Source organism: Blastocatellia bacterium (assembly GCA_035275065.1).
In the GTDB taxonomy this organism is placed as follows: Bacteria; Acidobacteriota; Blastocatellia; order UBA7656; family UBA7656; genus DATENM01.
The window spans coordinates 1-24,872 of sequence record DATENM010000134.1 but is presented as its reverse complement, the minus strand read 5'-3'; the positions used below and the strand labels follow the sequence as shown (position 1 = coordinate 24,872).

The window sequence follows — 24,872 nt, the reverse complement described above, 5'->3', positions numbered from 1 at the left end:
GCCGGCTCATTGTGGGTCGCCGACGACGACGAAGCCTGCCCAGTAAAAGGGGTGCTTCCAGCGCTCGCCGCGCAAAACTTTCAGCATCGCCTGCCGTAATGCTTGCGCCTTGCCTTCGCCATTCATGGCGCGGCGGTGGAACTCGACCATCAAGTCATTCGTGCTGGCCGCGTCTACTTTCCACTGGCTGACGACGGTGGTCGGGCTGCCGGCGACGAAGACCGACCAGGCCAGGCCGATGACGCCTTCGCCGGCACCGACGCGCCCGCGCGCCGTCTCGCACGCCGACAACACGACCATCTCTGCCGGCAGGTCGAGGTTCATGATCTCCCACGCTTCGAGCAGGCCGTCTTCCTTGCTGCCGTTCTCATCCTGCGCCAGCACGAGCCGCGAATACATCGGGCTGTCGTTGTCGAGAATTCCATGCGTCGCCAGATGCAGGACCCGGTACTTCGCGGCTTCGGCCTTGACGCGCGCCTCGCTCGCCTCGCGGCCCGTGTAGACGCGGCTATTGGCGACGCCGTAAATCTGACTGAGCGTCCTGACCTGGGCTTCGGTCTCCGGCAACGCGGTAAGCGGTTCGCCGAGCGTCGTCGCCTGGGCGGCGTGCCCGCCGAATGCCGGGTTGCCAATGGCCAGCAGCGTCGGCGCAGATGCCTGCGCCCGCCGTTTATGTTGCCGGCGCATCTCGGCCAGCGCCGTCAGCGAAGGCGCATAGGCGACCGCCTGACGCTCGATCAAGTAAGCCTCTTTCGTCATCAACGCTTGAAAAGGAAGATTCCAGAGCGCGCCGTCGGGGATGATGATGAGCGCGTCTTTGCCGGCGAGTTGCTCTTGCGCCGGGCCGAGTAACAAATCATAAAGCCCGCGCGCCGGGCCGTGGAATTCCAGGTCGCGACCGGCGAGCTGGCGGCGGAATTGCTCGGCGCGCGCCGCCAGCTCGGTCGCTTTGATGTCGACCGCGTAGCCGCGCACGTCGCTTGAGCCATCGGCCTTACGCGTGATGACGAAGAGAAATGTCTTCGCAGGCGTCACGACATATTCGAGCAAGGCGCTGTGCGAATCAATCAGCAGGGGGCCCGCCTGATCGGCGCTTAGCGCGGGCGACTGGCCGCGCTGAGTCTTCAGCTCAGGGTGCGAGGCATAAAGCGTAATCTGGAACGCTTCGTACTCAACACGCGCCTGCTGCAAGCGCGACTTGAGGTCGGCCAGTCGCGTCGCGTTCGGCTTACTGCTCGCCGACTCGCGCGCCACCTGCGCGTTGAGCAGAGCGAGCGAGCCGGCCAGACGACTTTCGCGCTCGCGCTCTTCGCGGGTCATCGCTTTAGTGATGTTGGCCCGCCCGCCGCGCAACACGTCTAGCAGGACGCGCGCCTTGGCGCGCTCGGCATAGGCGAGCGCTTCGCCCGTCCGGTTGTCGCGCAACAACAACTCGATCATGTCGTGATAAGGGTCGAGCTTGTCTTCAAAGAACCGCTGCTGTTCCTGCTCGCCGCCCGCGACGCGCGCCCGCAGCGATTCGATGGCGCGGATCGCTTCGTCGAGCGACTGCCGCGCGCTGGTCGTTTGATTCAGCGCGCGGTAGGCATCGGCCATGTACTTTTCAGCGCGCCACAGCGTATCGGGGCTTTCGGTCTCGCGGGCCAGTTGGGCGGCGCGCCCGGCGGCGGTGAGCGCCGGTTCGGGACGATTCGCGGCGAGATGCGCTTCGGCGATGTCGAGCAGCGCGCCCGCCATCGCGACTTTGTTCTTCATGCCTTCGGCGACCGCGAGGCTCTGTTCATAACTGGCGAGCGCCGGCGCGAGCGCGTTTTGCAGGCGGTAACAGTTGCCGATGTTCTTCAGCGTGCCGGCAACCCCGTCTTTGACGTTGAGCGATTCGTAGAGCGCAAGGTTCGCTTCGAATTGCTTGAGCGCGGCGTCCACCTGACCCTGGACCATCAAGACGTTGGCGATGTTGCCTCGCAAGTCAGCGACCAGGCGCGGCTCGCCGAGCGGTTCGACAAGCGCGAGGCTCTTGCGGTAAGCGGCGAGCGCCTGCTCGTAGTTCTGCTGGCGCAGCATCACGTCGCCCATATTCATCAAGGCCATCGCCTGGCTGCGCACGTTCTTGACCGACTCGGCGAACTTCATGCTCTTTTCATAAAGCTCAAGCGCTTCGGCGTGGCGGCCCTGTTCGAGATAGATGCTGGCGATGTTATTCATCTGTTGAGCGCGCCCGGCGGCTGCCGCCGGGCCGCCGATGGCTTCGTACATCGCCAGGCTCTGCTGCCAGAGCAAGAGCGCTTGTTGAAAGTCGCCCTGGTTCCAATACAGGTAGCCGATATTGTTCAGCGTGTTGGCGACGCCGAGATCGTCTTTCAGTTGCTCGCAGAGCGACAGCGCCAGTTGGTAAGCGTCCATCGCCGTCGCGTAGTCGCCCGCCTCCTGATACTGGTTGCCGACGAGCTTAATCTCGTAAGGCAGCCGCAGCGTGATGAGGTTTTCTTCCTGCTTGAGCAAGGCGACGCGCTCGGCGCTGCTTTTCATCTTCACGAGCGCCGCCGCCAAATCTCTTTCAGCGGGCGAGTCGCCCCACAGCCGCCACTCGCCGGCCTCTTTGACGAACCGCATCGAACGCTGCATACGGTGGAACGGCGCGATCTCCTTGCCGCTCTCGGCGTCAACCACGGTCAGGTCGGCGGCGACGCGAACCCGCGCGCCGTCAGCGCCGAACGACACCCGCATCACGTTCAGTTGATTCACCGTGATGCTCCGCGCGTCCTCGAACAGGCCGCCGACCGCATGGCGCGTCGCCACATAGTCGGGCGACTGCGCGCTCCAGAGCGCGACGACCGCATCGATCTCTTTGCGGGCGAAGGCGGCGAAGTATCGCTGCACCAGATCGCGCAGCGCCACTTCGTCCGCCGCCTCTTGCATCGCAAGGCGCGAGCCGATGCGTGCGGCTTGCACGGGCAGCGCGCAGCCGAGCGCCAGGATGATGATCGCTGCGATGATTCTTTGATGAGACACGGTAGCTCCCCGGTCATGCGCTTGCGGATCAGTCGCCGCGCAAGACTCGCTTCTCAATGATTGGCTGGGATGGAGCGCCAACATTCTAGCACGCCGGCGCTACGGCGTGAACTGCCGAGCGGCGGCGCTGCATCAGTCGAAGCGGGCAAAATCTTTTCTCAGCTTGCCGGTAATATCGCTGCGCCGCGCGCCCCTTACCTGATTGTGACGAGGTCAGCGCGGCAGTGCGAACGGTTCACTAGGGATGGAGCGCCGTTTCATGCCTGCCGCGCCCTCTTTTATCGCAGCGGCGCGGCGTTGTTCACCAAAGGAGAGTGTGACGCATGGGGGAATACGATCTGCAATCCGGGCTTGAATCATCCGACGGCTGCGGCCGGCCAGCGAATATCCGCCGACCTTGTAACGCCTCGGACTACTTTTGCTATTGTGCCGGTATTGCCGGCAGAAACTTCGCCGGCCCCTGTCTGCTTTATTCGACTCCGCCAGAAAGGAACCGCTGAAATGTCTACGTCAAAGAGAATCGTCATCGCGACAGGTTTAATCGTCGCCAGTTTAATCGTCGCCAGTACGCTGTTGGCGGATTGATCGCGGCATCTGCGATGTGGCGCAAGCTGTTAGATTGCGCGAGCCACTGCGCAATCTAACAGCTTGCGCCACAGCCATGTGAAATCCGCTTTAGGCGCGGTTGAAGCGCCGCGCTTTGAATTCGTAGCGCGGCAGCGAATTGGGCGCTGCTTGCTCAAGGCTGATGCGAATGCCGAACTGGCGGCGGAAGCGTGCGAGCAGGGCGCGGGCGGTTTCGGCAAACGGCGCGGCGTCGGCGGTCTCCAGGCGAATCAGCAGGTCATCCATGCCGGCGACACGGTGGACGCGGACTTCATATTCGATGACTTCGGGCAAGCCGCGGATCAGGTTATCAATGGCGCTCGGATAAAGGTTGACGCCGCGGACGATCAGCATGTCGTCGGCGCGGCCCAGCACGCCGCCGCGAATGCGCGCAAAGCCGCGCCCGCAGGCGCACGGCTCGTGCGTCAGCTCGACCAGATCGCCCGTGCGATAGCGCAGCACAGGCATGCCGCCGCGCCCGAGGTTGGTGATGACCAGCTCGCCTCGCTCACCTTCAGCGACCGCCGCGCCGTTTGCCGGATCGATGAGGTCAAAGATGAACTCGGCTTCGTTCAGATGAATCGCGCCCGATTGCGCTTGGCAATCGAAAGCCCACGCGCCGACCTCTGTAGCGCCCGCGTGGTCGAAGCAGGTCGCGCCCCACGCCGTTTCAATCGCCTGCTTGACGGCGGGAAGACTCGCGCCCGGCTCGCCCGCGTGAATCATCCGCCGAATCATTGAAGCGCGCAGATTGATGCCCTGGCGGTTGGCGACTTCGGCCAGGTGCAGCGCGTAAGTCGGCGTCGAGATCAACACCGTGCAGCGGTTATCAATCAGCGCATGTAAGCGCTGCTCGGAATTCATGCCGCCGCCCGCGACCGCCATCGCGCCGACGTGCCATGCGCCGGCAATCGCCGTCCAGTGGCTGATGAACGGCCCGAACGAAAAGGCGCAGAAGACGACATCGCCCGCCGTCACGCCCGCGCCGCGATAGACCATGCCCCAGCAGCGCGTCCACCAGTCCCAGCTCTCTTCGGTGTCGAGCCATCGCAAAGGGCGGCCTGTCGTTCCCGAGGTCTGGTGAAGGTAACGATAGCGCGTCAGCGGATAGGTCAAGAGCCTGCCGAACGGCGGGCGCGCGGTCTGCTCTTCGACCAACTCGGCTTTGGTCGTGAAGGGCAGGGCATCGAGGTCTTCGGGCTGCTCGATGCGCGCAAGCTCGACGCCCGCGGCGCGCGCTTTGGCTTGATAAAACTCGTTCGTTGCCAGCTCCGCCATCAGCAAGCGCAGCCGCTCGCTCTGCCACTGGCGCAGCCGCTCGCGCCGCATAGTTTCAAGCTCACGGTTGTAGAACTGTGACCCGTTCATCGCGATTTCGATTCAATCACAGGTCAGCTGAATTTGGCGAGGCGGGAAGCTGAAAGGCGCGGTCATCTTTATCCGTTTGAAAGATCGCCGAGCCGATGTTGGATCAAGGTGACGGCGGCAATGGCGGCGGTCTCGGTTCTCAGGATGCGCGGACCAAGCGTGACCATTCGCGCGCCGCGCGCCGCAAGCAGATCAAGCTCGCTGTCGGCCCAGCCGCCTTCGGGGCCGACCAGGGCAATCACCCGCTGCGGGTGTTCCAGTTCACTGAGAGCATCGCCGAGCGCCGCGCCGCCGCGCTCGCTGAAGACCAGCAGCGTGGCGGCGCGTTCGTTTGGCGCAATGGCGGCGATGAAGTCAGCCAGCGACGCCGGCTGCCGTATGTCAAGCAGGCGGCGGCCCCCGGATTGTTTCAAGGCTTCAAGCGAAATGCGCCGCCAGCGTTCGGCGCGTTTCTCGGCGCGCTCGTCGCTCAACTTGATGTCGGCGTTTGCCGTGACCAGCGGCGCAATGGCGCGCACGCCAAGCTCTGTGGCTTTCTGCACAATCAGGTCGAATTTTTCGCCTTTCGCGAGCCCCTGTCCGAGCGTCAGGTCGAGCGCGGATTCGACCTCGTTTGTAAGCCTTTCGATGATTTCAAGCTGCGCCTGCCGCGCGTGAACGACGGCAACGCGGCAGCGGTACTCGCGCCCGCAGCCATCAAACACATATGCCTCGTCACCGGCGCGCAGCCGCAGCACACGCGCCAGGTGATGGCTCTCTTCGCTTGAGAGATGAATGACCGATTCGCCGATAGCCGCGGACGCGGCATAGAAGCGGCGGCGCTGCATCAGGCTTCCCCTCGCGCGGCGGCAATCGCCGTCCATTCGCCGGCTCTGCGCCGCTCAACGAGTCGCAGCCCCACGCCTTCCAGAGCGCGCTCGACATCTGCGGCGAGCGTCGTCAGGATTCCCGACAGAATCATTCTGCCCGGCGTCGCCATACAATCGGCAAGGTCAGCCATCAACGCGATAATCACTTCGGCGGTGAGGTTGGCGACGACCACATCGAAGGCGCTGTGCCTGTAGTTGGCGGGCTCGCCTTCGCGGATGGTAATCGCGTCAGCCGCTTGATTGATCTCGATATTTTCGCGCGCCACTTCGACGGCGAGCGGGTCAATGTCAATGGCGACGATGGCGGAGCCGTGCGCGAGCTTGCTTGCGGCAATCGCCAGAATGCCTGTGCCTGTGCCGACGTCGAGCAAGCGCCCGCCGCGCCAGTAGACTTCCAGCAGCTCAAGGCACATTCGCGTCGTTTCATGGGTGCCGGTGCCGAATGCCATACCCGGATCGATCTGAATGACGAGGCGCTCGCTCGATTCGGGCAATTTCCACGACGGCGCGATCATCAGCCGCTCGCCGATATTGATAGCCGCGAAGCCCTCTTTCCACTTCTGCATCCAGTCCTGATCGGCGATAGTCGAGATGGCAACGCTCGCAAGCGCCGACCGAATGCCGGCCCGCGCAAACGCCGCTTCGATGTCGCGGGCAATCGCTTCGGCGTCGGCGGCGGCGTCAAAGTAGGCGCCGAGCTTCACCGTGTCGTCGCTCTCTTCGAGCGTGATGACGCCGTTGGTGCCGGCCTCGAAGAGCAAGGCGCTGGCCATCTCTTCGGCGTCGCGCGCGATAGTCAGCGCCACCAGTTGCCAGGTTGTTTCAGCCGAGTCGTCGTTTGCCATGATGCTTCGTCGAAACGATTATGACAGAACCGCGCCGCGCCACGCATCCCGGCAGCATCGCGGCGATAAAAAAAGCCCGCCACTTGCGCGGCGGGCGGAGTGTGCAACGAACCGATTGTGGCAGGAGGGAGGGTTACGTCGAAGCCACCTGGGCGACGGGCGCTTTCGGCTTGGCCAGCAGCGACAGTGCGCCGCCGACCAGCAGCAGGAAAGTGAAGACCAGTGCTTTGGGCGCGAAGACCACCGGCAGCAGCGCGCCGATGAGCATCAGAGCGGCAGCGATCTTGCCTTTGCCTTTGAAGGCCAGCACGCCGCCGATGATGCCCAGCGCCATCGCCGCCAGCAAGATGTAAGCGGCGATGATCAGCTTGTCCAATTCGCCCGTGTCAACGCCGAGCCCGCGGGCCGCGCCGATCAACTCGCGCATCTGGTGCGCGTCGCTCAGCCACTTGATGCCGAGCGCGCCGGCGGCCAGCCCGCCGAGTATGCCTAGAATCAATCCGACGATTCTCATGGTGCGATCTCCTTAAACATGGATCAAATTTGTACCGGAGTCACCGACTGTGAGCGGCGCCGCAGCGCGGGTCGATGATTCCTATTGCAATGTCTGAAGGTGAGCGGCGAGCCGCGATATTACCGGCGCGCGAAAATACTTGTGGAAAATGCAGCGGCTGGCGGAAGGGATTGCGGCGCGGGAGGAATCAGTCAGTCGTGATTAGTGCGGTTTTCCGTCGGGTGTAGCGCAATCTAACAGATTGCGCTACATGGCAACCGTCATCAATAACGGCTCTAGCTTTGAATGCCAAGCTCGTCGAGCGTACGCTCGTCGTCGCGCCAGTGCTCGCGCACTTTGACGAACAGGCCGAGAAAGACATGGCGACCGAGCAGATGCTCGATGTCGTGACGGGCGCGGGTGCCGATCTCTTTCAAGAGCGCGCCGCCTCTGCCGATAATGATGGCGCGGTGCGAAGGCCGCTCGACATAAATCAGGCAATGGATGCGCGTCACCTCTTCGCTCTCGTCCCACCTTTCGGTCACCACCGCCGTGACGTAAGGGAGCTCGTCGCCGGTCGCTTCGAGAATCTTTTCGCGCACCAGCTCGGCGACGATAGCGCGCTCGGGCTGGTCGGTCAGCTCGTCTTCGGGATAGAGCGGCGGCCCTTCGGGCAGGTAGCGGAGCGCCTGCTCGATCAACAGCTCGACGCCGTCGCCGGTGAGCGCCGAGAGCGGGATGACTTCGGCGAACTCGCGCTCGCTCGTGTAAGCGGCGATGCGCGGCAGCAGGCGCGACTTGTCGGCAATCGCGTCCACTTTGTTGAGGATCAAAAAGGCCGGTGTCGCGACCGACTTCAGCATGTTCAGGACGAAGCGGTCGCCGGCACCCATCGGCACCGAAGCGTCCACCATCAGCAGGATCAAATCAACCGTGGCGAGCGCGTCACTGACGATGCTCATCATGCGGCGGTTGAGCCGATAGCCGGGCTTGTGAATGCCGGGCGTGTCTAAAAAGACGATCTGCCCCGCGGGGCGCGTCAGGACGCCGCTGATGCGCGTCCGCGTCGTCTGCGGCTTCGAGCTGACGATAGCGATCTTCTCGCCGACCAGGTGATTGAGCAAAGTGGATTTGCCGGCGTTCGGGCGACCGATCAGCGCCACGACGCCCGATTTGTAGCCCGGCTTACTTTCGGAAGGTTGGTGGTCGCTGCTTTCCTGATTCGACATGACTCGGCTATCCCTCGACCGGCTCGCGCCCCTGGATTTCAGTTTCACCGGCTGGCGTCGTGGCGTCAACCTCGCGCAGGCCGACGCGATTGACGCGGTGCGCGTCGGCCTCGACGACTTCGAACTGGATGCCGGCGAAGTCGATCTTTTCGCCGGCTGCCGGCACGCGCCCGAGCTTACGGATCAGCAGCCCGGCGACGGTCGTGAAATCGTCCGCCGCGATCTCTTTGTGAAACAACTCTTCGACCTTCTTGATCTCGGCGCTGCCATCGATCAGGTACGAGCCGTCTTCGTTGCGGATGATCTGGGTGTCGGCGGCGGCGCGGTCTTCGTCTTCGATTTCGCCGACGATCTCTTCGATGATGTCTTCGACCGTCACCAGGCCGGCGACGCCGCCGTACTCGTCAATGACGATGGCGATCTGCACGTTGGCCTTCTGCATGTCTTCGAGCAGGTCTTGAATCGTCTTGCTCTCCGGCACGCAATAGGCCGGGCGCATGCATTCGGTGACCGGGCGATTGAACTTGTCGTCTTCGCAAAAGGCGAGCAGGTCGCGAACGTAGACGACGCCTTCGATGTTATCGATCTGCGCGCCGTAGACGGGAATGCGCGAATGCTTCGATTCGATGATGAGGTGGCGGGCTTCGGCGACGGTGGCGGTGGCCTCGATGGCCACCATCTGCAAGCGCGGGCGCATGATCTCAGAAACCAGGGTGTCGCGGAATTCGATGATCGACTGAATCAGCTCGCCCTCCGACTCTTCGATGATGCCTTCCTCTTCGCCGACATCAAGGAAAGCCTGAATCTCGTCGAAGCTCTCTTCCTCGTCCGTTTCGGCGTTCGGCTCTTCTTCGGGCTCGGGCTTGCGCATGCGCTCAAGCAGCGCGGCGACCGGGCCGACAAAGATCGAGAAGAGGCGATAAAAGAGTTTGAAGGGCGGCAACAGCGCCCACAGCACGCCTTCGGGGTGGTTGAGCGCAAGCAAGCGGGGCACGAACTGGCGGAACAGCACGATGACCAGAAAGACCGCGCCGAGCGTTAGCGGCACAACGCCGTGCGCCACGACAGTCGCCAACATATCGGCGACCATGATAGCGACGGCGGCGATGGAAAGCTGCGTGCCGAGAATCAGCATCAGCTCGAAGCGCTGCCGATGTTCAAGCAACTCGTTGAAGAAGCGTCCGCGCCGCTGCGCTTCACGCTCGGCGGCCATCACCCGTCGCGCCACTTCGCTGAGCGATTCATAGGCGCTCTCGATGGTCGAAAGAAAGACCAGCACCACGAGCGCCGTGCCGGTCACAATTAACTCAGTCAACATAAGAAAGTGACAAGTGACAAGTGACAAGTGACAAGTGAGTCACAAGAGGTCAGTGGGATTTACACCCTCACCTCTTGTCACTTGTCACTTGTCACTTGTCACGTCCTCAGCAGTTTGCGCCGCAGTCGCAGCTCCAGCCGATTCATCTCGCCGTTGTCGGTTTCGTGGTCGTACCCGCAAAGGTGCAGCGTGCCGTGGATGACCAGCTCGCTCAGCTCGCGGGCGAGCGCGTGGCCGGCCTCCCTGGCCTGACGCTGCGCCGTATCGGTGGCGATCACCAGGTCGCCGAGAAAGTCGGCGCCTTCAGATAAGCCGAAGCCCGCTTCGTCCTGCGCGTTTGCGACCGGGAACGACAACACATCGGTCGCGTAATCTTTGCCTCGGAATTGCCGATTCATTTTGCGAATGGCGGGATCGCGCACAAAGGCGACGGTGAGCGATGCCGCGCGCCTGCCCGCCGCTTCGAGCGCGGCGGCGGCGACCCGCGCGATCAGCTCTGCGTCAATGGCGCAGAGGCGTTGTCGGTTGACGACTTCAATCGCCACTGGCTTCCTTCAACGGCGCGACGGGCAAGGCATCGCTGTGTGTCGCTGCCGCGACGTCGGCGGGCGTCACCTGCGACAGCACGGCGGGCGCGCCGGCGCGGTTGAAATCATAGCCCGGATAGGCGATGCGGTGGTGATGAATGCCCATCAAGACTTTGACGAAGCTGTCGGCGACTATCTTCAGCTCGCGCTGCGTGATGTCGCATTCATCGAACTGGCCGTCGTCGCGGATGCGGCCGATGATCATCTCGATCATGTTGCGCAGCTTCGCGGGGTTCGGCTCCTGCACCGTACGCGCGGCGGCCTCGACCGAGTCGGCGATCATGATGATGGCGGCTTCCCTGGTCTGCGGCTTCGGGCCGGGATAGCGGAACTCGCGCTCAAGCGCCGCATTGTCCATATCGCCGATCTGCTTGCGCGCCTTGTAGTAAAAATATTTCATCAGCCCGGTGCCGTGGTGCTGCGGAATGATGGCGATGATGCGCGGCGGCAGCTTGTGCTTGCGGGCCAGCTCGACACCTTGCTTAACATGGTTGACCAGCACAATCGATGACATCTTGGGCGCTAACTGGTCGTGGCGGTTCTCCATGTAGGTCTGGTTTTCGACGAAGTAGGTGGGGCGCACGCTCTTGCCGATGTCGTGATAGTAGCAGGCGACGCGCGCAAACAGCGCGTCTGCGCCGATGGCTTCGGCCCCGGCTTCGGCCAGCAGTCCGACCATAATCGAGTGGTGGTAGGTTCCCGGCGCGCGCTCGGCCAGTTGCTTCAACAACGGCAGGTTGAGGTTTGATAGCTCCAGCAGCTTGATGCTCGTGGTAATCTCGAACAACCACTCGAACAGCGGCAGCAACAGCGACGCCACCATCGTCGCCAGCACGCCGCCCATAAAGCCGCAGACCACGTCGAAAAGCACCAGCCAGAAGCGCGCTTCGTTAGCGCCCAGCAGGTCGAGCGCCAGCGCCGTCGTCGCGTTGACGCCGCCGATCCATAAGCCCGCCCAGACCAGCGCCGTGCGGTCACGGCAATCTTTCAGGTAATAGATCGCCCCGGCGCTCGACATCAGCGTGAACGCCGCCAGGTAGACGTTGCCCGAAAACATGCCGACGAAGACGGTCAGCAGCGCAGAGAAGACGAAGGCCGCGTGGGCGTCCGTAAGAATCGTCACCAGCACCGCGCCGACCGCCATCGGCGCGAGGAACTTGTAAGCAATCGGCGAATTGAACGGCGCGCTCGTCGCCCAACTGCTCATCGCCGCCGAGAACGCGAAGTACATCCGCCCGAGGCCCAGCGTGATGACGAAGCAGGCGATTTGCAACAGGAAGTGGCGGCGGACGCGCAGATGTTGGCGCTGATAACGAACCAGGTACTGCCACAGCACCAGCGTCAGCATCATGACGATGATCACGGTGCCGCCGAATTCCAGGGCGCGCTGACCGATGGGCCGCGTGCGCGCCGCTTCCGCGAGCAGCAAGGCTTTTGCCGGGCTGACGGTCTCGCCGCGCGCCACAATCGGCTCACCCTTCTTGGCGGCGGCGACGACCGGCTTGATCTGCTCGCGCGCGGCATCGCGGCGATGTTGCGTTTCGCTTTCGTTGTACTCGATGTTCGGGACGATGAGCGAGCCGAGGATTTCGCCCATCAGCTTGCGCTCGCGCGGCTCGTAATCGGCGGGCCAGACGAGCTTCTCCGAGCGCAGCGAGGCGCTCGCCGTGAGCTTGTCGTTAATGCTGCCGAGGTCGCTAACGACCGTCTCCTGATCGCTGCGCACGTCGCGGCGCATAATGGCGACGGCGCCGAGGCGGCGGAACTGGCTGCGGCTGCTGATGATCGGCGACATGGCCACGGATTCCAGATGCTCGATCATCAGTTGTTCGAGCTCTGGGCTGAAGCGGTGGCGGGCGAGCACGGCGATCTGCTCGGGCTCAAGCGCGATGCCGCTGCGCTCTTCGATCTGGCCGTGCAGGTCGTCTATCGAAACGCCGGCCCCGGCTTCGCGCCCGGCGGCAAATAGCTCTTGCAGGCTGGCGACGGCGTCGCGGGTGCCCTTGGGATTGAAGTCAAAGACCAGCAGCACGGAGGCGGCAGCCTGATCGCGCAGCCGCCGGGTCTCGGCGGTGTCTTCGATCTTAACGTCTTCGGGCGCGATGATGTCGGCGGCGGCGACGCTGCCGACGGGAAGCTGTTGGATGAGTGGCCGCTGATAATCTCTGAGCAGCAGCATCGACAGCGCGACGATGATAAACAGCCCGACGCTGGCATCAATGACCGCCTGATCCGACAGGCCCGCCGAAAAGCGTTTGACGCCATTGACGACCTCGCGCGGCTTCGATCTGGAAGATGCCTTCGCCATAATCAGTGACAAGTGACAAGTGACAAGTGACAAGTGAACGAGAGATGATCGGGTTCGTCCGCTCATCTCTTGTCACTCGTCACTTGTCACTTGTCACTCATTTTAGAGTTTGTCCTCGAACTTCGTTTTAGTGTGGCGGTCGTAAGCCTGCACGATCATCTGCACGAGGTGATGGCGCACCACGTCTCTGTCGGTGAAGTGAATGAACTCGATGCCGGCAACGTCTTTGAGCACGCGCTGCACTTCGACCAGTCCCGACCGCCGCCCGGCGGGCAGATCGATCTGCGTGATGTCGCCGGTAATCACCGCCTTCGAGCCGAAGCCGATGCGCGTCAAAAACATCTTCATCTGCTCGGAGGTGGTGTTCTGCGCCTCGTCGAGAATGATGAACGCATCCCCAAGCGTGTTATGCGTCAGAATGAAATCGTCTGTGACATAGAGCGAATCAGCAGCGGCGACGCGGATGCATTGGGTTTCGACTTCGCCGACGGGCTCGATGTTTTTGATGAAGCGCATTGGGCGCCCGCCGCCGCGCTCGTAAATATCAGCCTTGCGCTGCAAGCGGAACGGCTTGATCTGCTCAGGCAGGCGAATGTCCAATACGTAGGCGTCATTGCGATAGAGAACTTCTCTACCGTGGGCAAAGCCCGGCTTGCGGCCTTCGGCTTCGCGTCTTCGCCAGTAAGCGACGCCGCCGAGCGAGCGCACCAGGAAGACCACGTCATCTTTCAGCCGCTCGGAGGTGGTGGTGTATTGAATCCGGCAAGTTCGGCCTTCTTGCGTCACCGGGCCGCCATCGGTGTCGAGCAGACCTTGCAAGAGCGCGATCCGCACGTCGGCGCTGTTGTAAAGGTACACTTCGGGGATGAACTTCGTGGACGAATAGGTCCCTTCCAGGTTCATCTCGCGCAATGCCTGTGTGAGCGGATTGCGAACCGGCGCGAACTTGTTGCCACCTTTGCCCGCCAGCGGGTTGACCAGCACATAGTCAATCGCGGACTTGCGTCGAACCTGCAAGCTCATGCCCGCAAACGAAGAACTCAAGGACGAGACTAATTCGTCATCGGCTGTCGCAAACGCCGGCGAAGTCTTTCCCGACATACAACCATCGCCCAACATCAGTCCGAGCGCATACGGATCGAGCGGAACCGGCTGAGGTTCCCATTCAACCGGCGCGGAGAGCAAAGGCAACTCGTAACGGTATTGATGATGGCGCCGAAGATTGCCAAGCATCTCTTGCGTCTGAAGAATGCGCGGCGGCCTATCTCGCCGCTTGTCTTCCATCGTTTTGACTTGCCAGAGGTGCTCGGCGCAGGCGACCACGCTGGCGCCATCGGTCATGGTTAAACGATAGACAGGCTTCTTGCCCTGCGGATAAACACCGAGGACTTCTGTCGGCTTGCCGTCCGAGCCGATGACCAGATCGCCGACTTGAATGTCGCCCATCCTGCGCCAACCGGTCGGGGTCATCAACAAACTATCCAGGGATTCCGCGCGCCCCCTCATGAAAGCCAGCGGCGCGATTTCGATAACGCGCTTTTCGAGCAGCTTGGTGACGCGCTCGTAATCCACCAGGTCGAAGAGCGCGTCGTAGAGCGGGCGCAGGTAGGGATCAACTTTGTCCTGCAAATCGCCCGGCAGAAAGCCGAGCTTTTCGCCCGCCTCGACCGCGGGCCGCGCCAGGATAATGCGGTTGACGCGCTTCTGGAACAACGCCTCGACCGCCTTGGCGACGGCGAGAAACGTCTTGCCGGTGCCCGCTGGCCCTATTCCGAAGACGGCGTCGTACTTGTCAATCGCTTCCAGATAACGGCGCTGCATGGCCGAGCGCGCCACCACCTGCTTCTTGCCCGAAGGATTCAAGCGCGCTTTGACGAAGTAATCGCGCAAGCTCGAAGTGCGGTCTTCGGCGATCTGCTTGAAGGCCGACTTCAGATCGTCGTTCGACATGCGCCGGCCTTCTTCAAACAATGCGGCGTAGTCTTCGAGAATGCGCTCGACGACCGCAATGTCTTCGGCTTCGCCTTCGATAATCAGCTCGTTGCCACGCAAGGTGAGGCGCACCGGGATGAGGCTTTCGAGGTGCTTGATGTTTTCGTCATAAGGGCCATACAGCGCCCTGATGGCATCTTCTGGTAAGGTCAGTTTCTTCAATTCGTCTGCTTGATCCCCCATAGAAAAAAGCGCCGGGCCGCGGCGGCGGACTTCTCAGCGCCATTTTTGGCTTCTTTATTATAACACGCTATACAGAAGAACATGCCGGTCAGTGGCTCGCCGCCACCGTGCAACGCTACACCAGCCGCCTAGGCGTGTCAACGCGGCCAATTTGCGAGTCATGGCGTACGACTTGCTCTAATTATAGAGCGTGTCGGCGTCGCCGCGCGCCGCGCGTTTCGGTTCAATACACGACAAGGGGGAATTAAGGTGCGAATCAATGCAAGAGCCAGACGGCGGGTGATATTGCTAACGGTTGCCGGACTATGCGTGACCTTCGGCGCAATTGTCCTGCTCAACCTTGCGCCGACACGCGCCGGCTCGCATGCGCGGGGGCGCACGCTCGCGGCCTCGCCTGCGCCGAAGATCGAGCCGGTGACGGCCGGCAGCAACGCTCCGGCAGCGCCTGCGCCCGCGGTCAGTCTGGCGAAGCCGGCGGCTGTCGCCAATGATACGCTGCCGGCGACAGACTTTGCCGCTTCGACGCCGGCGCCGGGATTGGTCAATGAAGCGGACGGCGCGGCGTTGCGGGCCAGGGGGTTGTTGATTCCTGTCTCAGGCATCGGCGCCGGGCAACTGCGCGACTCGTTTTATGATGGCCGGTCGGAAGGCCGCACGCACGAGGCGCTCGACATTATGGCCGCGGGCGGCACGCCTGTGCTGGCCGCCGCTGACGGTAAGATCGTCCGCCTGTTTCGCAGCGACCGGGGCGGCATCACGCTGTACGAGCTGGATTCGTCGGGGTTGTATGTTTACTACTACGCCCACCTTCAGCGCTACGCCGACGACATCAGCGAAGGCAAGACGCTGACGCGCGGCGAGGTGATCGCTTACGTCGGCGACACGGGCAACGCCGGTGCCGGCAATTACCATTTGCATTTCGCTATCTCGAAGCCCGCCGCGCCGGGCAAATGGAACGGCGGCACGCCCATCAATCCTTTCCCCATTCTCACCGGCAAATAGAGCGGTTTGCAATCGGGAGTAGCGCAAGGCGGTTAGCTTGCGCTAGGCGATGCGCAAGCTAACCGCCTTGCGCTACATGGCAAACGCAATTGGAAACCACTCCAGGCTCAAGGCGGATGCTTCGCGGGCCGCCGGTCGGATGTGCGGTGTTTGACTTTTACCACCCCGCGGGCTATGGTTTTCTTCGCAATCATTGGCGTTTGAAGCGATGATTCACGGCTCGATTTAGCGAAGTTCTCAGGCTGCCGCCGCAATCTTAACAGACGGGCCGCTCGACCGGGGCGGCCTCTTGTTTTTCAGGAGATCAACCCGATGAGTGATTCGCCGCTGCCGATAGCCATCTATCATGAGCATCCCAACTGGTTCCTTCCGCTGTTTGCCGAGCTTGACCGGCGCGGCACAGATTACGTCCGCATCGATGCCCGCCGCCATCAATTCGACCCGTCGCTCAAAGAGAAGCCGTACGCGCTCTTCTTCAATCGCATGAGCCCGTCGGCTTACTTGCGCGGCGCGCGCGGCGCGGTCTTCTACACGCGCAACCTGCTGGCCTATTACGAGCGCCTCGGCACGCGCGTCATCAACGGCCATACCGCATTCACTTACGAGACCAGCAAAGCCATGCAGTTGATGCTGCTCGAACAGCTCGGCCTCGGCTATCCGCGAGCCCGGGTCATCAGCCACCCGACGGAAGCGCCGCGCGCCGCCAGCGGCCTGCAATTCCCGCTCGTCGTCAAAGCCAACATCGGCGGCAGCGGCGCGGGGATCGTGCGGTTTGACGATGCGGCGGCGCTCGAAATGGCGGTCGAAGCCGAACAGCTCGACCTCGGCATAGACGGCACGGGGCTGGTTCAGGAATTCGTGCCGGCGCGCGGCGGATTCATCACCCGCGTCGAAACCCTCGGCGGCAAGTATCTCTACGCCATCCGAATCTATACCTCGGGCGATAGCTACAACCTCTGCCCGGCGTCCATCTGTCAGACGACCGGCGGGCAGGAGCTGGCGCGCTCGGCATGTCCCGTTGATGCGCCGCGCACAGGTTTGCAGGTCGAAGGCTACACGCCGCCTGCCGAAATCATCTCGGCGGTCGAAGCCATCGCCCAGACCGCGAAGGTAGATGTCGGCGGCATCGAGTATTTCATTGACGACCGCGACGGCGGCGTGAAATTCTACGACATCAACTGCCTGTCGAATTTTGTCGCCGACGCCCCACGCGTCATCGGCTTCGATCCATTCGTACGGCTGGTGGATTTCCTCGAACGGGAGGCACGCTAATGCGATACGGGTACTGGATGCCGGTCTTCGGCGGCTGGCTGCGCAATATCGAAGACGAGCAGATGCAGGCCACCTGGGATTACGTCAGCCGCCTGGCGCGGCGCAGCGAAGAGATCGGCTATGACCTGTCGCTGGTCGCGGAGTTGAACCTCAACGACATCAAGGGCGAAGACGCGCCGGCGCTCGATGCGTGGTCAACGGCGGCGGCGCTCATGGCGGTGACCCGACGGCTGGAATTGATGGTGGCGGTGCGCCCGACCTTTCATAATCCGGCGCTGCTCGCCAAGCAGGCGGCCAACATCGATCACATCGGCGGCGGCGGTCGCCTGTCGCTCAATGTCGTGTCATCGTGGTGGGCCGACGAAGCGCGCAAGTACGGCGTCCATTTCGAACAGCACGACGACCGCTACGCGCGCACCACGGAGTGGCTCGAAGTCGTTGATCGTTTGTGGAAGGAAGATCACTTTTCGTTCAAGGGGCGCTATTACGAAATTGCCGACGCGGTGATGCAGCCGAAGCCGCTGACCCGCCCGCGCCCGACGATCTATGCCGGCGGCGAGTCGGAAGCCGCTAAAGAAATGATCGCCTCGCGCTGCGACGCTTATGTGATGCACGGCGACCCGCCCGAGATGATCCGCCCGAAGATCGCCGACATGAAAGCGCGGCGCGAGCGGCTCGGCCTGCCGCCGATGCAGTATGGCATCGCCGCTTACGCCATCGTTCGCGACAGCGAGACGGAGGCCCGCAGTGAAGTCGAGCGCATCACGACGTTGCGCCAGGCTGCCGGTTATGGGAATTACAATCAGTGGCTGGCGGGCACGCAGCTTGAGCGTAAGGTGTCGCTCGAAGATTACTCGGTGTCGAATCGCGGCTTGCGCTCCGGCCTGGTCGGCACGCCGGAACAGGTGCGCGAGCGCGTTGCCGAGTTCGCCGACGCCGGTGTTGACCTGCTGCTGCTGCAATGCAGCCCGCAGCTTGAAGAGATGGAACGCTTCGCCGCCAGCGTTATTCAATAAAGCTCATCTCGTACATTCATGATGATAGACGACGCGAAGGCTCAAGCGAGGAACTAACATGATGAGGGATGAAGGCATATCGCATAGCGACGCGGGGCACGGCAAGCGTTGGCCGCGCTTTCTGCCCGGGCTTTTCTGCCTGTCGTGGATGCTGGCGCAGAGCCTTTCGGCGCTGGCGGGACAAGCACCGCTAGCCACCGGCTTGACCGTCAACGGCACGGTCAGCGATCAGCACAAGCACCCGGTCGCCGGGGCCGAAGTCGCGCTGAACGTCGGCAAAGCGACTGTAAGACAAACCACCGGCGACGATGGCCATTTTACGCTCAACGAAGTGCCCGCGGGTGACGGCATCCTGACGGTTCGCGCCAGCGGCTTTGCGCCGTTTCAGCGCACCTGGAGCCAGCAGCAAGCCGACGCCACCAACCTGGCCATCACCTTGACGCCAGCGACAGTCAACGAAGAAATTACCGTCACCGCCGAGCGCGCCGAAACGCGTTTGAGCGACACAGCGGCGAGCGTCATCGTGTTGTCACCCACTGACCTCGCGACCTCAGCGGCGTTGACGCTCGACGATCTGCTCAGGCAGGTGCCGGGCTTTACGCTCTTTCGCCGCACCAGCAGCCGCACGTCGAACCCAACGTCGCAGGGCGTCAGCCTGCGCGGCGTCGGCGCATCGGGCGCGAGCCGCGCCGTCGTGTTGAGCGATGGCCTGCCCATCAATGACCCGTTCGGCGGCTGGGTCTACTGGAGCCGCATACCGCGCGAATCGGTGTCGCGCGTCGAAGTCGTGCAGGGCGGCACGTCGAGCCTCTATGGCACGGATGCGCTCGGCGGCGTGATCAGCTTTTTGCCGCGCGACGTGCGCGATTCGGTCTTCTCGCTGGAAACCTCTTACGGTAATTTGCAGACGCCCGATGTGTCGTTGTTCACTGCGGGCCGGTTGTTTCAATGGAGCGGGCAGATCGCCGCCGAAGCCTTTCACACGGACGGCTACATCCCTGTAGACGAGCGCGAGCGCGGCCCGGTTGACACGCGCGCCGCAAGCGAGCACACGACGCTTCAGCTTGGGCTTGACCGCTTGATTGAAGACCGTGGCCGCATCTTTGCGCGCGCTTCGCTCTTCGGTGAGTCGCGCGAAAACGGCACGCCGCTGACGCCGAACCGCACGCACATCCGTCAACTGGCGCTCGGCACGGATTATCGCTCAGACCGCGTCGGCACAATCGCCGCGCGGCTGTATGCCAGCACGCAGGTCTACGACCAGAACTTCACGGCGATTGCCGCGAACCGTCAGGGCGAATCGCTGACCCGCAGCCAGCGCGTGCCGGCACAGCAGATCGGCTTCACGTCGCAGTGGTCGCGTGTCGTCGGCTCGCGGCAGACGCTCGTGGCCGGGCTAGATGCCCGCGAGGTGCGCGGCACCAGCGACGAGCTGGCGTTCGTGGCTGGCCGTGTCACCTCGGCCCTCAGCGCCGGCGGGCGCGAGCGCACGGTTGGCGTCTTTGGCCAGGACATCATTCGCATCACGCCGCGCTTTCTAGTGACGGTTGGCGTGCGCGGCGACCGCTGGCGCAATTACGACGCGTTCGCCACGACGAGGCCGCTCGCCGTGCCCGGCCCGGTGAGTGTGACGAAGTTCACAGACCGAATCGAAACGGCGTTCAGCCCGCGCTTGTCGCTGCTCTATAAAGCCAGTGAGCATGTGTCGTTGTTTGCGTCGGGCTATCGCGCCTTCCGCGCCCCGACGCTCAACGAGCTGTACCGTTCATTCCGAGTCGGCAACGTGTTGACGCAGGCGAACGTGAATCTGCGCGCCGAGCGGCTGACGGGCGGCGAAGCGGGCGCTCGCGTTTCAACGCTTGCCGAGCGGCTGGCGGTGCGCGGCACGTTCTTTTGGAGCGAGCTGACGCGCCCGATTGCGAACGTCACCTTGAGCGTGACGCCGGCGTTGATCACGCGGCAAAGGCAGAACCTCGGGCGGACGCGCTCGGTGGGTGTGGAGTTCGAGGCCGACGCGCACCTTTCGCGCAGCGTGGCGATTGCGGGCGGTTATCAATTCGCCGACGCCACCGTCTTGCGCTTCCCGGCGAACCCCGCGCTCGAAGGCTTATTGATTCCGCAGACGCCGCGCCATCAACTGACTTTTCAGGCGCGTTATGACAACCCGTCGCTGGTGACGGTTTCGCTGCAAGGCCGCGCCGTCGGCGAACAGTTCGACGACGATCAGAATCAATTGAAGCTGGATCGTTACTTCACGCTCGACCTGTTCGCCTCGCGCCGTTTGTCGCGCAACGTCGAGCTGTTTGCGGCCTTCGAGAACCTGACTGACGAGCGTTACGACATCGGGCGGACGCCTGTGCGCACGATAGGGCCGCCGCTGATGGCCCGCGCCGGCCTGCGCCTGCACTTCGGCGCGCGATAGAATTGAGAGCCACTTTAGTTGAGGTTAAGCCGGGTTGTAAGGACTGAGGTAAAGCAATTGCTCGTAATCAACGAGGCCGACTTGTAGGTGATCGAAGAAGCCAACACGACCAACGACATTGATCGGAAAACTCTCTGGCTCGGCGAAGTACACGATGGTATCCCACTCCATATCGCCAGCGGTTAGCGTGATCTCGTGACCGTAAGCGGTGAAGGAGCCAGCAACAGTGCGGATGCTTTGCCTGAGGCCGGTCTGCAAATCAAAGCCTAAAACAACCGCATACCGCGGTTGAAAGATGCAGAATTTACTGCCTGTGTCGACTTTGGCCGCAACTGCAACAGGAATCGACGAGTTACCGGAAAGAAAAATCTCGATTGTAATTTCGTCGTGCTTGCTGTAAGTGAGGCGGTCGGTAAAGTCGAGTATCCAGGCACTCATAACCATCCCATCCAGATCGGCTTTGATTGATCACTGATGAATTTAATATAGGGGAAATGAATTCCTTGCGCGCGCGCCCTGACGGCGATGGCGGCAACTTCATGGCTATCGGCAGTATGCCCGACGAGTTGGCCTTCGCTCAGCACCACCCACTCGCCGACATACTCAGGGCCATGTTTCTGCAACCACTCTCGCTCTTTGGAAAGATCCGATTTCTTAAGTGTCGCGCTGCGCACCTGTGAGAAAGTTTTCGATGTCATCAATCAACCTCCCTGATTAGCAAGGGCAACACCGCCATTATGCAAGCAGCGACGCCGAGGCTGCAAATTTGACAGGCGTCATTCACACGGCCGCGCGCCGCTTGCCGCGCAGGTCAACGAAGCGCGCGAGCTGGCGGTCGTGCCAATGGCTTAAGCTCAGCAAGGCCGTGATCGAGCCGATCAGCGCCATCAGCATGTCTTTTTGCGTATCCCAGACATCGCCTTGGGTTCCGAGAAAGGCGTCGCCGGCGCTGCCGGTCAGCACAGAGACGCCGAACTCTAACAGCTCGTACGCCGCGCTGATGGCGAGACAGATGCTCACGATGATGTAGGCGAGCAGCTTGCCGGGTTCGAGCGGCGATCTTCGCAAGAGGAACTCGCGGGCGATCATCGCCGGCACGAAGCCCTGCGCGAAATGGCCGACGCGGTCGTAATGGTTGCGGCTCAGATGAAAGGCGTCGCGAATCCAGTTGAACAGCGGCACCTCTGCGTAGGTGTAATGACCGCCGACCACTAGAATAATCGCGTGCGCCCAGATGAGGACGTAAAGCAGCGTCGTCAGCTCGAAGCGGCGATAGGTAGCAAGCAAGATCACCGCGCCGACCATCGCCGGGAAGGTTTCAAGCAACCATGTGAAGCGGTCCTTCGGGCCGATCACTGACCAGATCAGAATGGCCAGGAAGCTGACCAGCAGCGCGAGGTGAACTTTCTTTCTCGACTCAGCCGTCATCGCTCAAGGCTTCCATGTGCCGCGCGCGACCGCCGGGATGAACCGGTCGAGATCGGGCGGCGGATATTCGAGGGCGCGCTCTTGCTCGGCGCTCATGTAAGCCGCCATCAGCAGCCGGGTCACTTCAAGGCCATCATGGAAGTTTTCTTCCGGCTGCCGCCCTTCGAGAAAGCACTGCGCGAAATAGCGGTTCTCGCCTTCGTAGCCGTATTCCGACTCTTCGTTGGCAACCACGGGCATCAACCCCTGCTCGGCGTTCTGCTTTTCGACGATGTCCTCGCCGGCACTGCCCACGACGTTGCGGCTGAAGAAGAGCTTAGGGCCGCTATCGAGCGAGTTGAGCGACAACGAATACTCCGGCCCTAACAACTCCAGGCTCAGGCGCAGGCCGGCGCCGACATAGCTCCAAGACGTGGTCGCTTCGACGATGAGCGGGCGATTGGCTTCGTCAACAAAATGCACGGTGGCGCGGGCGAAGTCTTCCGATGGGCGCGTCAGGTAATCCACCTCTGGACCCATCATCTCTTTCAAGCGCTGCGCGTATTCGGGCCGGCTCCACTTCAACGAGGCGATCTGCGCCCAGATTTTCGTTGGCCGCAGACTGCTGCGCGGCTTGCCCGGCTCGGTCAGCATGTAGCGCGCGACTTCGACGCTGTGACACATCATGTCGTTGAGAACGCCGCCGCCCTGCAACTCGCCCTGCCAGAACCAGGGCATATGCGGGCCGCTGTGTTCTTCGGCAGCGCGGGCCAGGTAAGGCCGCCCTGTGGTCGCCGCGCCGCGCGCCCAGACGATCTGCCTGCCGCGCACGACGCCCGGCGTGAACAACTGGTCTTCGAGGTAGCCATGCAGCAGGCCGGCACCTTCGACCATCTCGACCATGCGCGCCGCCTCGGCGACGTTGCGCGCCAGCGGCTTTTCGCAGGCGACCCCGGCGAGCCGGCCTTTGCCCGAGTCGAGGGCGCGGACGATCTGCTCCATATTATCGAGCCGTGTGTGATTCGGGCCACAAAGCCAGATGGCGTCAATGTCGGGCGAAGCGACCATCTCTTCAATCGAATCGAAGGCCCGCGCCTCGCCAACGCGCAGGTCGCGCGCCAGTTGCGCGGCAGATTCGGCGTTCGCCCGCTTCGGGCTCCAAACGCCGCGCACGTCGGCGTCGCGCACCCCGACCCACGAGCGAATGTGAAAGCGGGTGATAAACCCGCTGCCGATGAATCCCACTCCCAGTCTCTCCATGATTTCGCTTTCTCTCCTCTTTCTTTTGCTCTGCCTGATGACTAGCGGCGCTGAAACTCTGTGGTGCCGAGCAGCAGGCCGATCAGTTGTGCCAGGTGGCGCGCGCGCGGGTCGCTCTTGCTATCGGCGCTGGCCGGCACAGGGGCCGGCTGATGGCCGTCGCTTGCGGCGGGGCGAGCCTGTGGCGACGCCATCGGCTGCGCTAGGGCTTCGCGGACGACGCGGCGGCTGTCGGCCGTGAGCGGCGTATGAATGAGCAGCGCCGCGAGCTGATTCATCGCTTCATCGTCGCCCGCCGTCGCGTTGATGAGCCGCGCCGCGTCGTAGCGCGTGCCGCTGATCTGACTGTTCGCCAGCGCCACCGCAAAGTTGATGCGGTTGAAGAAGACGCCGGTGTTCATCCACTTCTCCGAATTCTCACCGTAGCCGGTCGGGAACGCATATTGATAAAGCGGCTCGCCCATGCGTCGCAGCCATTCGTGCAGCGGCGGCCCGCCGTTGGTGTCGCCATCGAGAGCGCGGATGGCCGACGCCGCCAGCTCAAGCGGCGATTTCACTTTAGCGCGGAAGCAGGCAGGCGAGTTGAACTCCGGCGACGTGAAGATGGCGCGCAGCACTTCGCCGATGTCGCCATCGCTTCGCAGAAAGACCTGCGCCACACGTTCGACCAGCGCCGCCGGCGGCTGGTCGCTGACGAACCGCTCGCAGAGCTTCTGCGAGATGAAGCGCGCCGTCGCCGGGTGGCGCGCCAGAATGTCAATGACGCGCAGCCCATCGCTGATGCCGCCGCCCGCGGGGATCGTGACGCCCAGCACCACCTTGCTGCCCGTGTCATGCATCCACGGGCGGAAGATGAAGCCGCCACCCTGGTAGGGGCGATCAATCGTCCAGCCGGTCAGGCAGCGGGCCACTTCCTGCACGTCTTTCTGCGTGTAGCCGCCTTCGACGCCGAGCGTGTGTAGCTCCATCAGCTCGCGCGCATAGTTCTCGTTGATGTCGCGCTTGCGTTGCGGCGGGCGCGGCGGCTGGGCCTGAGCGGCGGGCATTGCGGGATTGGCTTGCGGCGGGGCTTGCATAGCTGGTGCTTGCATCGCCGGCGCTTCCAGGTTGGCACTCTGGTTAGCCGGCATCGCCGGCGCGGGCGTTGGCGCGAGATTGGCTCCCAGAGCCGGTCTGGCGTTTGCGGGCGCGGGCGGTCGCGGCGGGCGCGGCTCCTTCGCATCGGTCGCGAATGACAGCCAGTTGTCGAGATAAAAGAGCATCGCCGGGCTCTGCGCCGTCGCCAGCAGCAGGTCACGGAACTTGCCGAGCGCGCGCGGGCGGATGACATCGCGCTCATAGCTCGACACGTACCACTGGTCGGCTTCCTTCTGCGCAAAGACGTTGAAGTGGTTGAACCAGAAATCGGTCATCACCTCCTGCAGTTGACGGTTGCTCGACGCCGCGCGCACGAGTTTCTGCTGGACGAGTTCGCCTATCACCTGCTGCGGACGACCGAAGACGGGGGGCGGGTTCTTTTCGTTGGCGCGCTGGTCGGCCACCTGCTGCGGCGGATAAAACTGGTATAGCTCGGACGAAGTCATCTGCTGCGTGGGAAGCGCCTCAAGCCTTTTCTCTAACTCCGAATCGTCTATGGCCTCCGGTTGCAACTGCTCGTCCAGGAATTTATCGAGCCCCATACGG

General features: G+C 62.7%; 20 protein-coding genes. 5 read left to right on the top strand and 15 right to left on the bottom strand.

The window, feature by feature from the left end:
- Positions 1-6 precede the first annotated feature (6 nt).
- Entirely contained in the window at positions 7-3,012 is a 3,006-nt protein-coding gene (locus VJ464_25335) for a CHAT domain-containing protein (GenBank protein HKQ08469.1), read from the bottom strand.
- Positions 3,013-3,081: 69 nt separating this feature from the next.
- On the opposite strand from VJ464_25335, the gene VJ464_25330 reads away from it, so the two are divergent.
- Positions 3,082-3,597 (top strand): hypothetical protein, encoded by a 516-nt coding sequence (locus VJ464_25330; protein ID HKQ08468.1) that lies wholly within the window; start codon positions 3,082-3,084, stop codon positions 3,595-3,597.
- 90 nt (positions 3,598-3,687) lie between these two features.
- Here the strand turns inward: VJ464_25330 and VJ464_25325 are convergent, their stop codons facing one another.
- From VJ464_25325 to VJ464_25285, 9 genes are all read right to left on the bottom strand, one after another.
- Positions 3,688-4,986, bottom strand: coding sequence for an AMP-binding protein (locus VJ464_25325; GenBank protein ID HKQ08467.1), 1,299 nt, complete (start codon positions 4,984-4,986; stop codon positions 3,688-3,690).
- A 68-nt stretch (positions 4,987-5,054) separates the two neighbouring features.
- On the bottom strand, positions 5,055-5,813 hold the full coding sequence (locus VJ464_25320; GenBank protein ID HKQ08466.1) for a 16S rRNA (uracil(1498)-N(3))-methyltransferase: 759 nt from the start codon (positions 5,811-5,813) through the stop codon (positions 5,055-5,057).
- Positions 5,813-6,700: a 50S ribosomal protein L11 methyltransferase gene (gene prmA / locus VJ464_25315; protein ID HKQ08465.1), complete on the bottom strand. Its 888-nt coding sequence runs from the start codon at positions 6,698-6,700 to the stop codon at positions 5,813-5,815. Before prmA ends, VJ464_25320 begins: the two co-directional genes overlap by 1 nt.
- A 133-nt stretch (positions 6,701-6,833) precedes the next feature.
- Positions 6,834-7,214 (bottom strand): hypothetical protein, encoded by a 381-nt coding sequence (locus VJ464_25310; GenBank protein ID HKQ08464.1) that lies wholly within the window; start codon positions 7,212-7,214, stop codon positions 6,834-6,836.
- Positions 7,215-7,489: 275 nt separating this feature from the next.
- A complete protein-coding gene (era, locus tag VJ464_25305) occupies positions 7,490-8,422 on the bottom strand; it encodes a GTPase Era (GenBank protein HKQ08463.1) in 933 nt (310 codons plus the stop codon).
- A gap of 7 nt (positions 8,423-8,429) precedes the next feature.
- Positions 8,430-9,740, bottom strand: a complete 1,311-nt coding sequence (locus tag VJ464_25300) for a hemolysin family protein (GenBank protein ID HKQ08462.1) — start codon at positions 9,738-9,740, stop codon at positions 8,430-8,432.
- 98 nt (positions 9,741-9,838) lie between these two features.
- On the bottom strand, positions 9,839-10,285 hold the full coding sequence (gene ybeY, locus VJ464_25295) for an rRNA maturation RNase YbeY (GenBank protein HKQ08461.1): 447 nt from the start codon (positions 10,283-10,285) through the stop codon (positions 9,839-9,841).
- The gene (locus VJ464_25290) at positions 10,275-12,635 is read right to left on the bottom strand and encodes an HDIG domain-containing protein (protein HKQ08460.1); all 2,361 of its coding nucleotides are present in this window, start codon (positions 12,633-12,635) and stop codon (positions 10,275-10,277) included. Before VJ464_25290 ends, ybeY begins: the two co-directional genes overlap by 11 nt.
- 102 nt (positions 12,636-12,737) lie before the next feature.
- On the bottom strand, positions 12,738-14,810 hold the full coding sequence (locus tag VJ464_25285; protein HKQ08459.1) for a PhoH family protein: 2,073 nt from the start codon (positions 14,808-14,810) through the stop codon (positions 12,738-12,740).
- Positions 14,811-15,119: 309 nt separating this feature from the next.
- Here VJ464_25285 and VJ464_25280 point away from each other — a divergent pair, with 309 nt between their 5' ends.
- From VJ464_25280 to VJ464_25265, 4 genes are all read left to right on the top strand, one after another.
- Positions 15,120-15,812, top strand: coding sequence for a M23 family metallopeptidase (locus VJ464_25280; protein HKQ08458.1), 693 nt, complete (start codon positions 15,120-15,122; stop codon positions 15,810-15,812).
- 312 nt (positions 15,813-16,124) lie between these two features.
- On the top strand, positions 16,125-17,084 hold the full coding sequence (locus VJ464_25275) for a hypothetical protein (GenBank protein HKQ08457.1): 960 nt from the start codon (positions 16,125-16,127) through the stop codon (positions 17,082-17,084).
- Entirely contained in the window at positions 17,084-18,100 is a 1,017-nt protein-coding gene (locus VJ464_25270; protein ID HKQ08456.1) for an LLM class flavin-dependent oxidoreductase, read from the top strand. Before VJ464_25275 ends, VJ464_25270 begins: the two co-directional genes overlap by 1 nt.
- Before the next feature lie 58 nt (positions 18,101-18,158).
- Positions 18,159-20,522: a TonB-dependent receptor gene (locus VJ464_25265; protein HKQ08455.1), complete on the top strand. Its 2,364-nt coding sequence runs from the start codon at positions 18,159-18,161 to the stop codon at positions 20,520-20,522.
- Positions 20,523-20,546: 24 nt separating this feature from the next.
- On the opposite strand, the gene VJ464_25260 is transcribed toward VJ464_25265, so the two are convergent.
- The 5 genes from VJ464_25260 to VJ464_25240 all read right to left on the bottom strand — a co-directional run.
- Positions 20,547-20,960 carry a hypothetical protein gene (locus tag VJ464_25260; protein ID HKQ08454.1) on the bottom strand — a complete coding sequence of 138 codons (414 nt, stop codon included), beginning with the start codon at positions 20,958-20,960 and terminating at the stop codon, positions 20,547-20,549.
- On the bottom strand, positions 20,957-21,223 hold the full coding sequence (locus tag VJ464_25255; GenBank protein HKQ08453.1) for a hypothetical protein: 267 nt from the start codon (positions 21,221-21,223) through the stop codon (positions 20,957-20,959). The genes VJ464_25260 and VJ464_25255 overlap by 4 nt, the downstream gene beginning before the upstream one ends.
- 79 nt (positions 21,224-21,302) lie before the next feature.
- Positions 21,303-21,950 (bottom strand): DUF2238 domain-containing protein, encoded by a 648-nt coding sequence (locus tag VJ464_25250; GenBank protein ID HKQ08452.1) that lies wholly within the window; start codon positions 21,948-21,950, stop codon positions 21,303-21,305.
- 3 nt (positions 21,951-21,953) lie between these two features.
- Positions 21,954-23,189 carry a Gfo/Idh/MocA family oxidoreductase gene (locus tag VJ464_25245; GenBank protein ID HKQ08451.1) on the bottom strand — a complete coding sequence of 412 codons (1,236 nt, stop codon included), beginning with the start codon at positions 23,187-23,189 and terminating at the stop codon, positions 21,954-21,956.
- Between the two features lie 41 nt (positions 23,190-23,230).
- Positions 23,231-24,872: DUF1800 domain-containing protein (locus VJ464_25240; protein HKQ08450.1), on the bottom strand; the 1,642-nt coding region annotated here is incomplete at its 5' end.

Bases quoted from the DNA above. Each gene is read 5' to 3' on its own strand.
- VJ464_25310 (HKQ08464.1), bottom strand. From the start codon at position 7,214: ATGAGAATCGTCGGATTGATTCTAGGCATACTCGGCGGGCTGGCCGCC.
- VJ464_25245 (HKQ08451.1), bottom strand. From the start codon at position 23,189: ATGGAGAGACTGGGAGTGGGATTCATCGGCAGCGGGTTTATCACCCGC.
- VJ464_25300 (HKQ08462.1), bottom strand. From the start codon at position 9,740: ATGTTGACTGAGTTAATTGTGACCGGCACGGCGCTCGTGGTGCTGGTC.
- VJ464_25320 (HKQ08466.1), bottom strand. From the start codon at position 5,813: ATGCAGCGCCGCCGCTTCTATGCCGCGTCCGCGGCTATCGGCGAATCG.
- VJ464_25285 (HKQ08459.1), bottom strand. From the start codon at position 14,810: ATGGGGGATCAAGCAGACGAATTGAAGAAACTGACCTTACCAGAAGAT.
- VJ464_25250 (HKQ08452.1), bottom strand. From the start codon at position 21,950: ATGACGGCTGAGTCGAGAAAGAAAGTTCACCTCGCGCTGCTGGTCAGC.
- VJ464_25275 (HKQ08457.1), top strand. From the start codon at position 16,125: ATGAGTGATTCGCCGCTGCCGATAGCCATCTATCATGAGCATCCCAAC.
- VJ464_25265 (HKQ08455.1), top strand. From the start codon at position 18,159: ATGATGAGGGATGAAGGCATATCGCATAGCGACGCGGGGCACGGCAAG.
- prmA (HKQ08465.1), bottom strand. From the start codon at position 6,700: ATGGCAAACGACGACTCGGCTGAAACAACCTGGCAACTGGTGGCGCTG.
- VJ464_25330 (HKQ08468.1), top strand. From the start codon at position 3,082: ATGGAGCGCCAACATTCTAGCACGCCGGCGCTACGGCGTGAACTGCCG.
- VJ464_25325 (HKQ08467.1), bottom strand. From the start codon at position 4,986: ATGAACGGGTCACAGTTCTACAACCGTGAGCTTGAAACTATGCGGCGC.
- VJ464_25290 (HKQ08460.1), bottom strand. From the start codon at position 12,635: ATGGCGAAGGCATCTTCCAGATCGAAGCCGCGCGAGGTCGTCAATGGC.
- VJ464_25270 (HKQ08456.1), top strand. From the start codon at position 17,084: ATGCGATACGGGTACTGGATGCCGGTCTTCGGCGGCTGGCTGCGCAAT.
- era (HKQ08463.1), bottom strand. From the start codon at position 8,422: ATGTCGAATCAGGAAAGCAGCGACCACCAACCTTCCGAAAGTAAGCCG.
- VJ464_25260 (HKQ08454.1), bottom strand. From the start codon at position 20,960: ATGAGTGCCTGGATACTCGACTTTACCGACCGCCTCACTTACAGCAAG.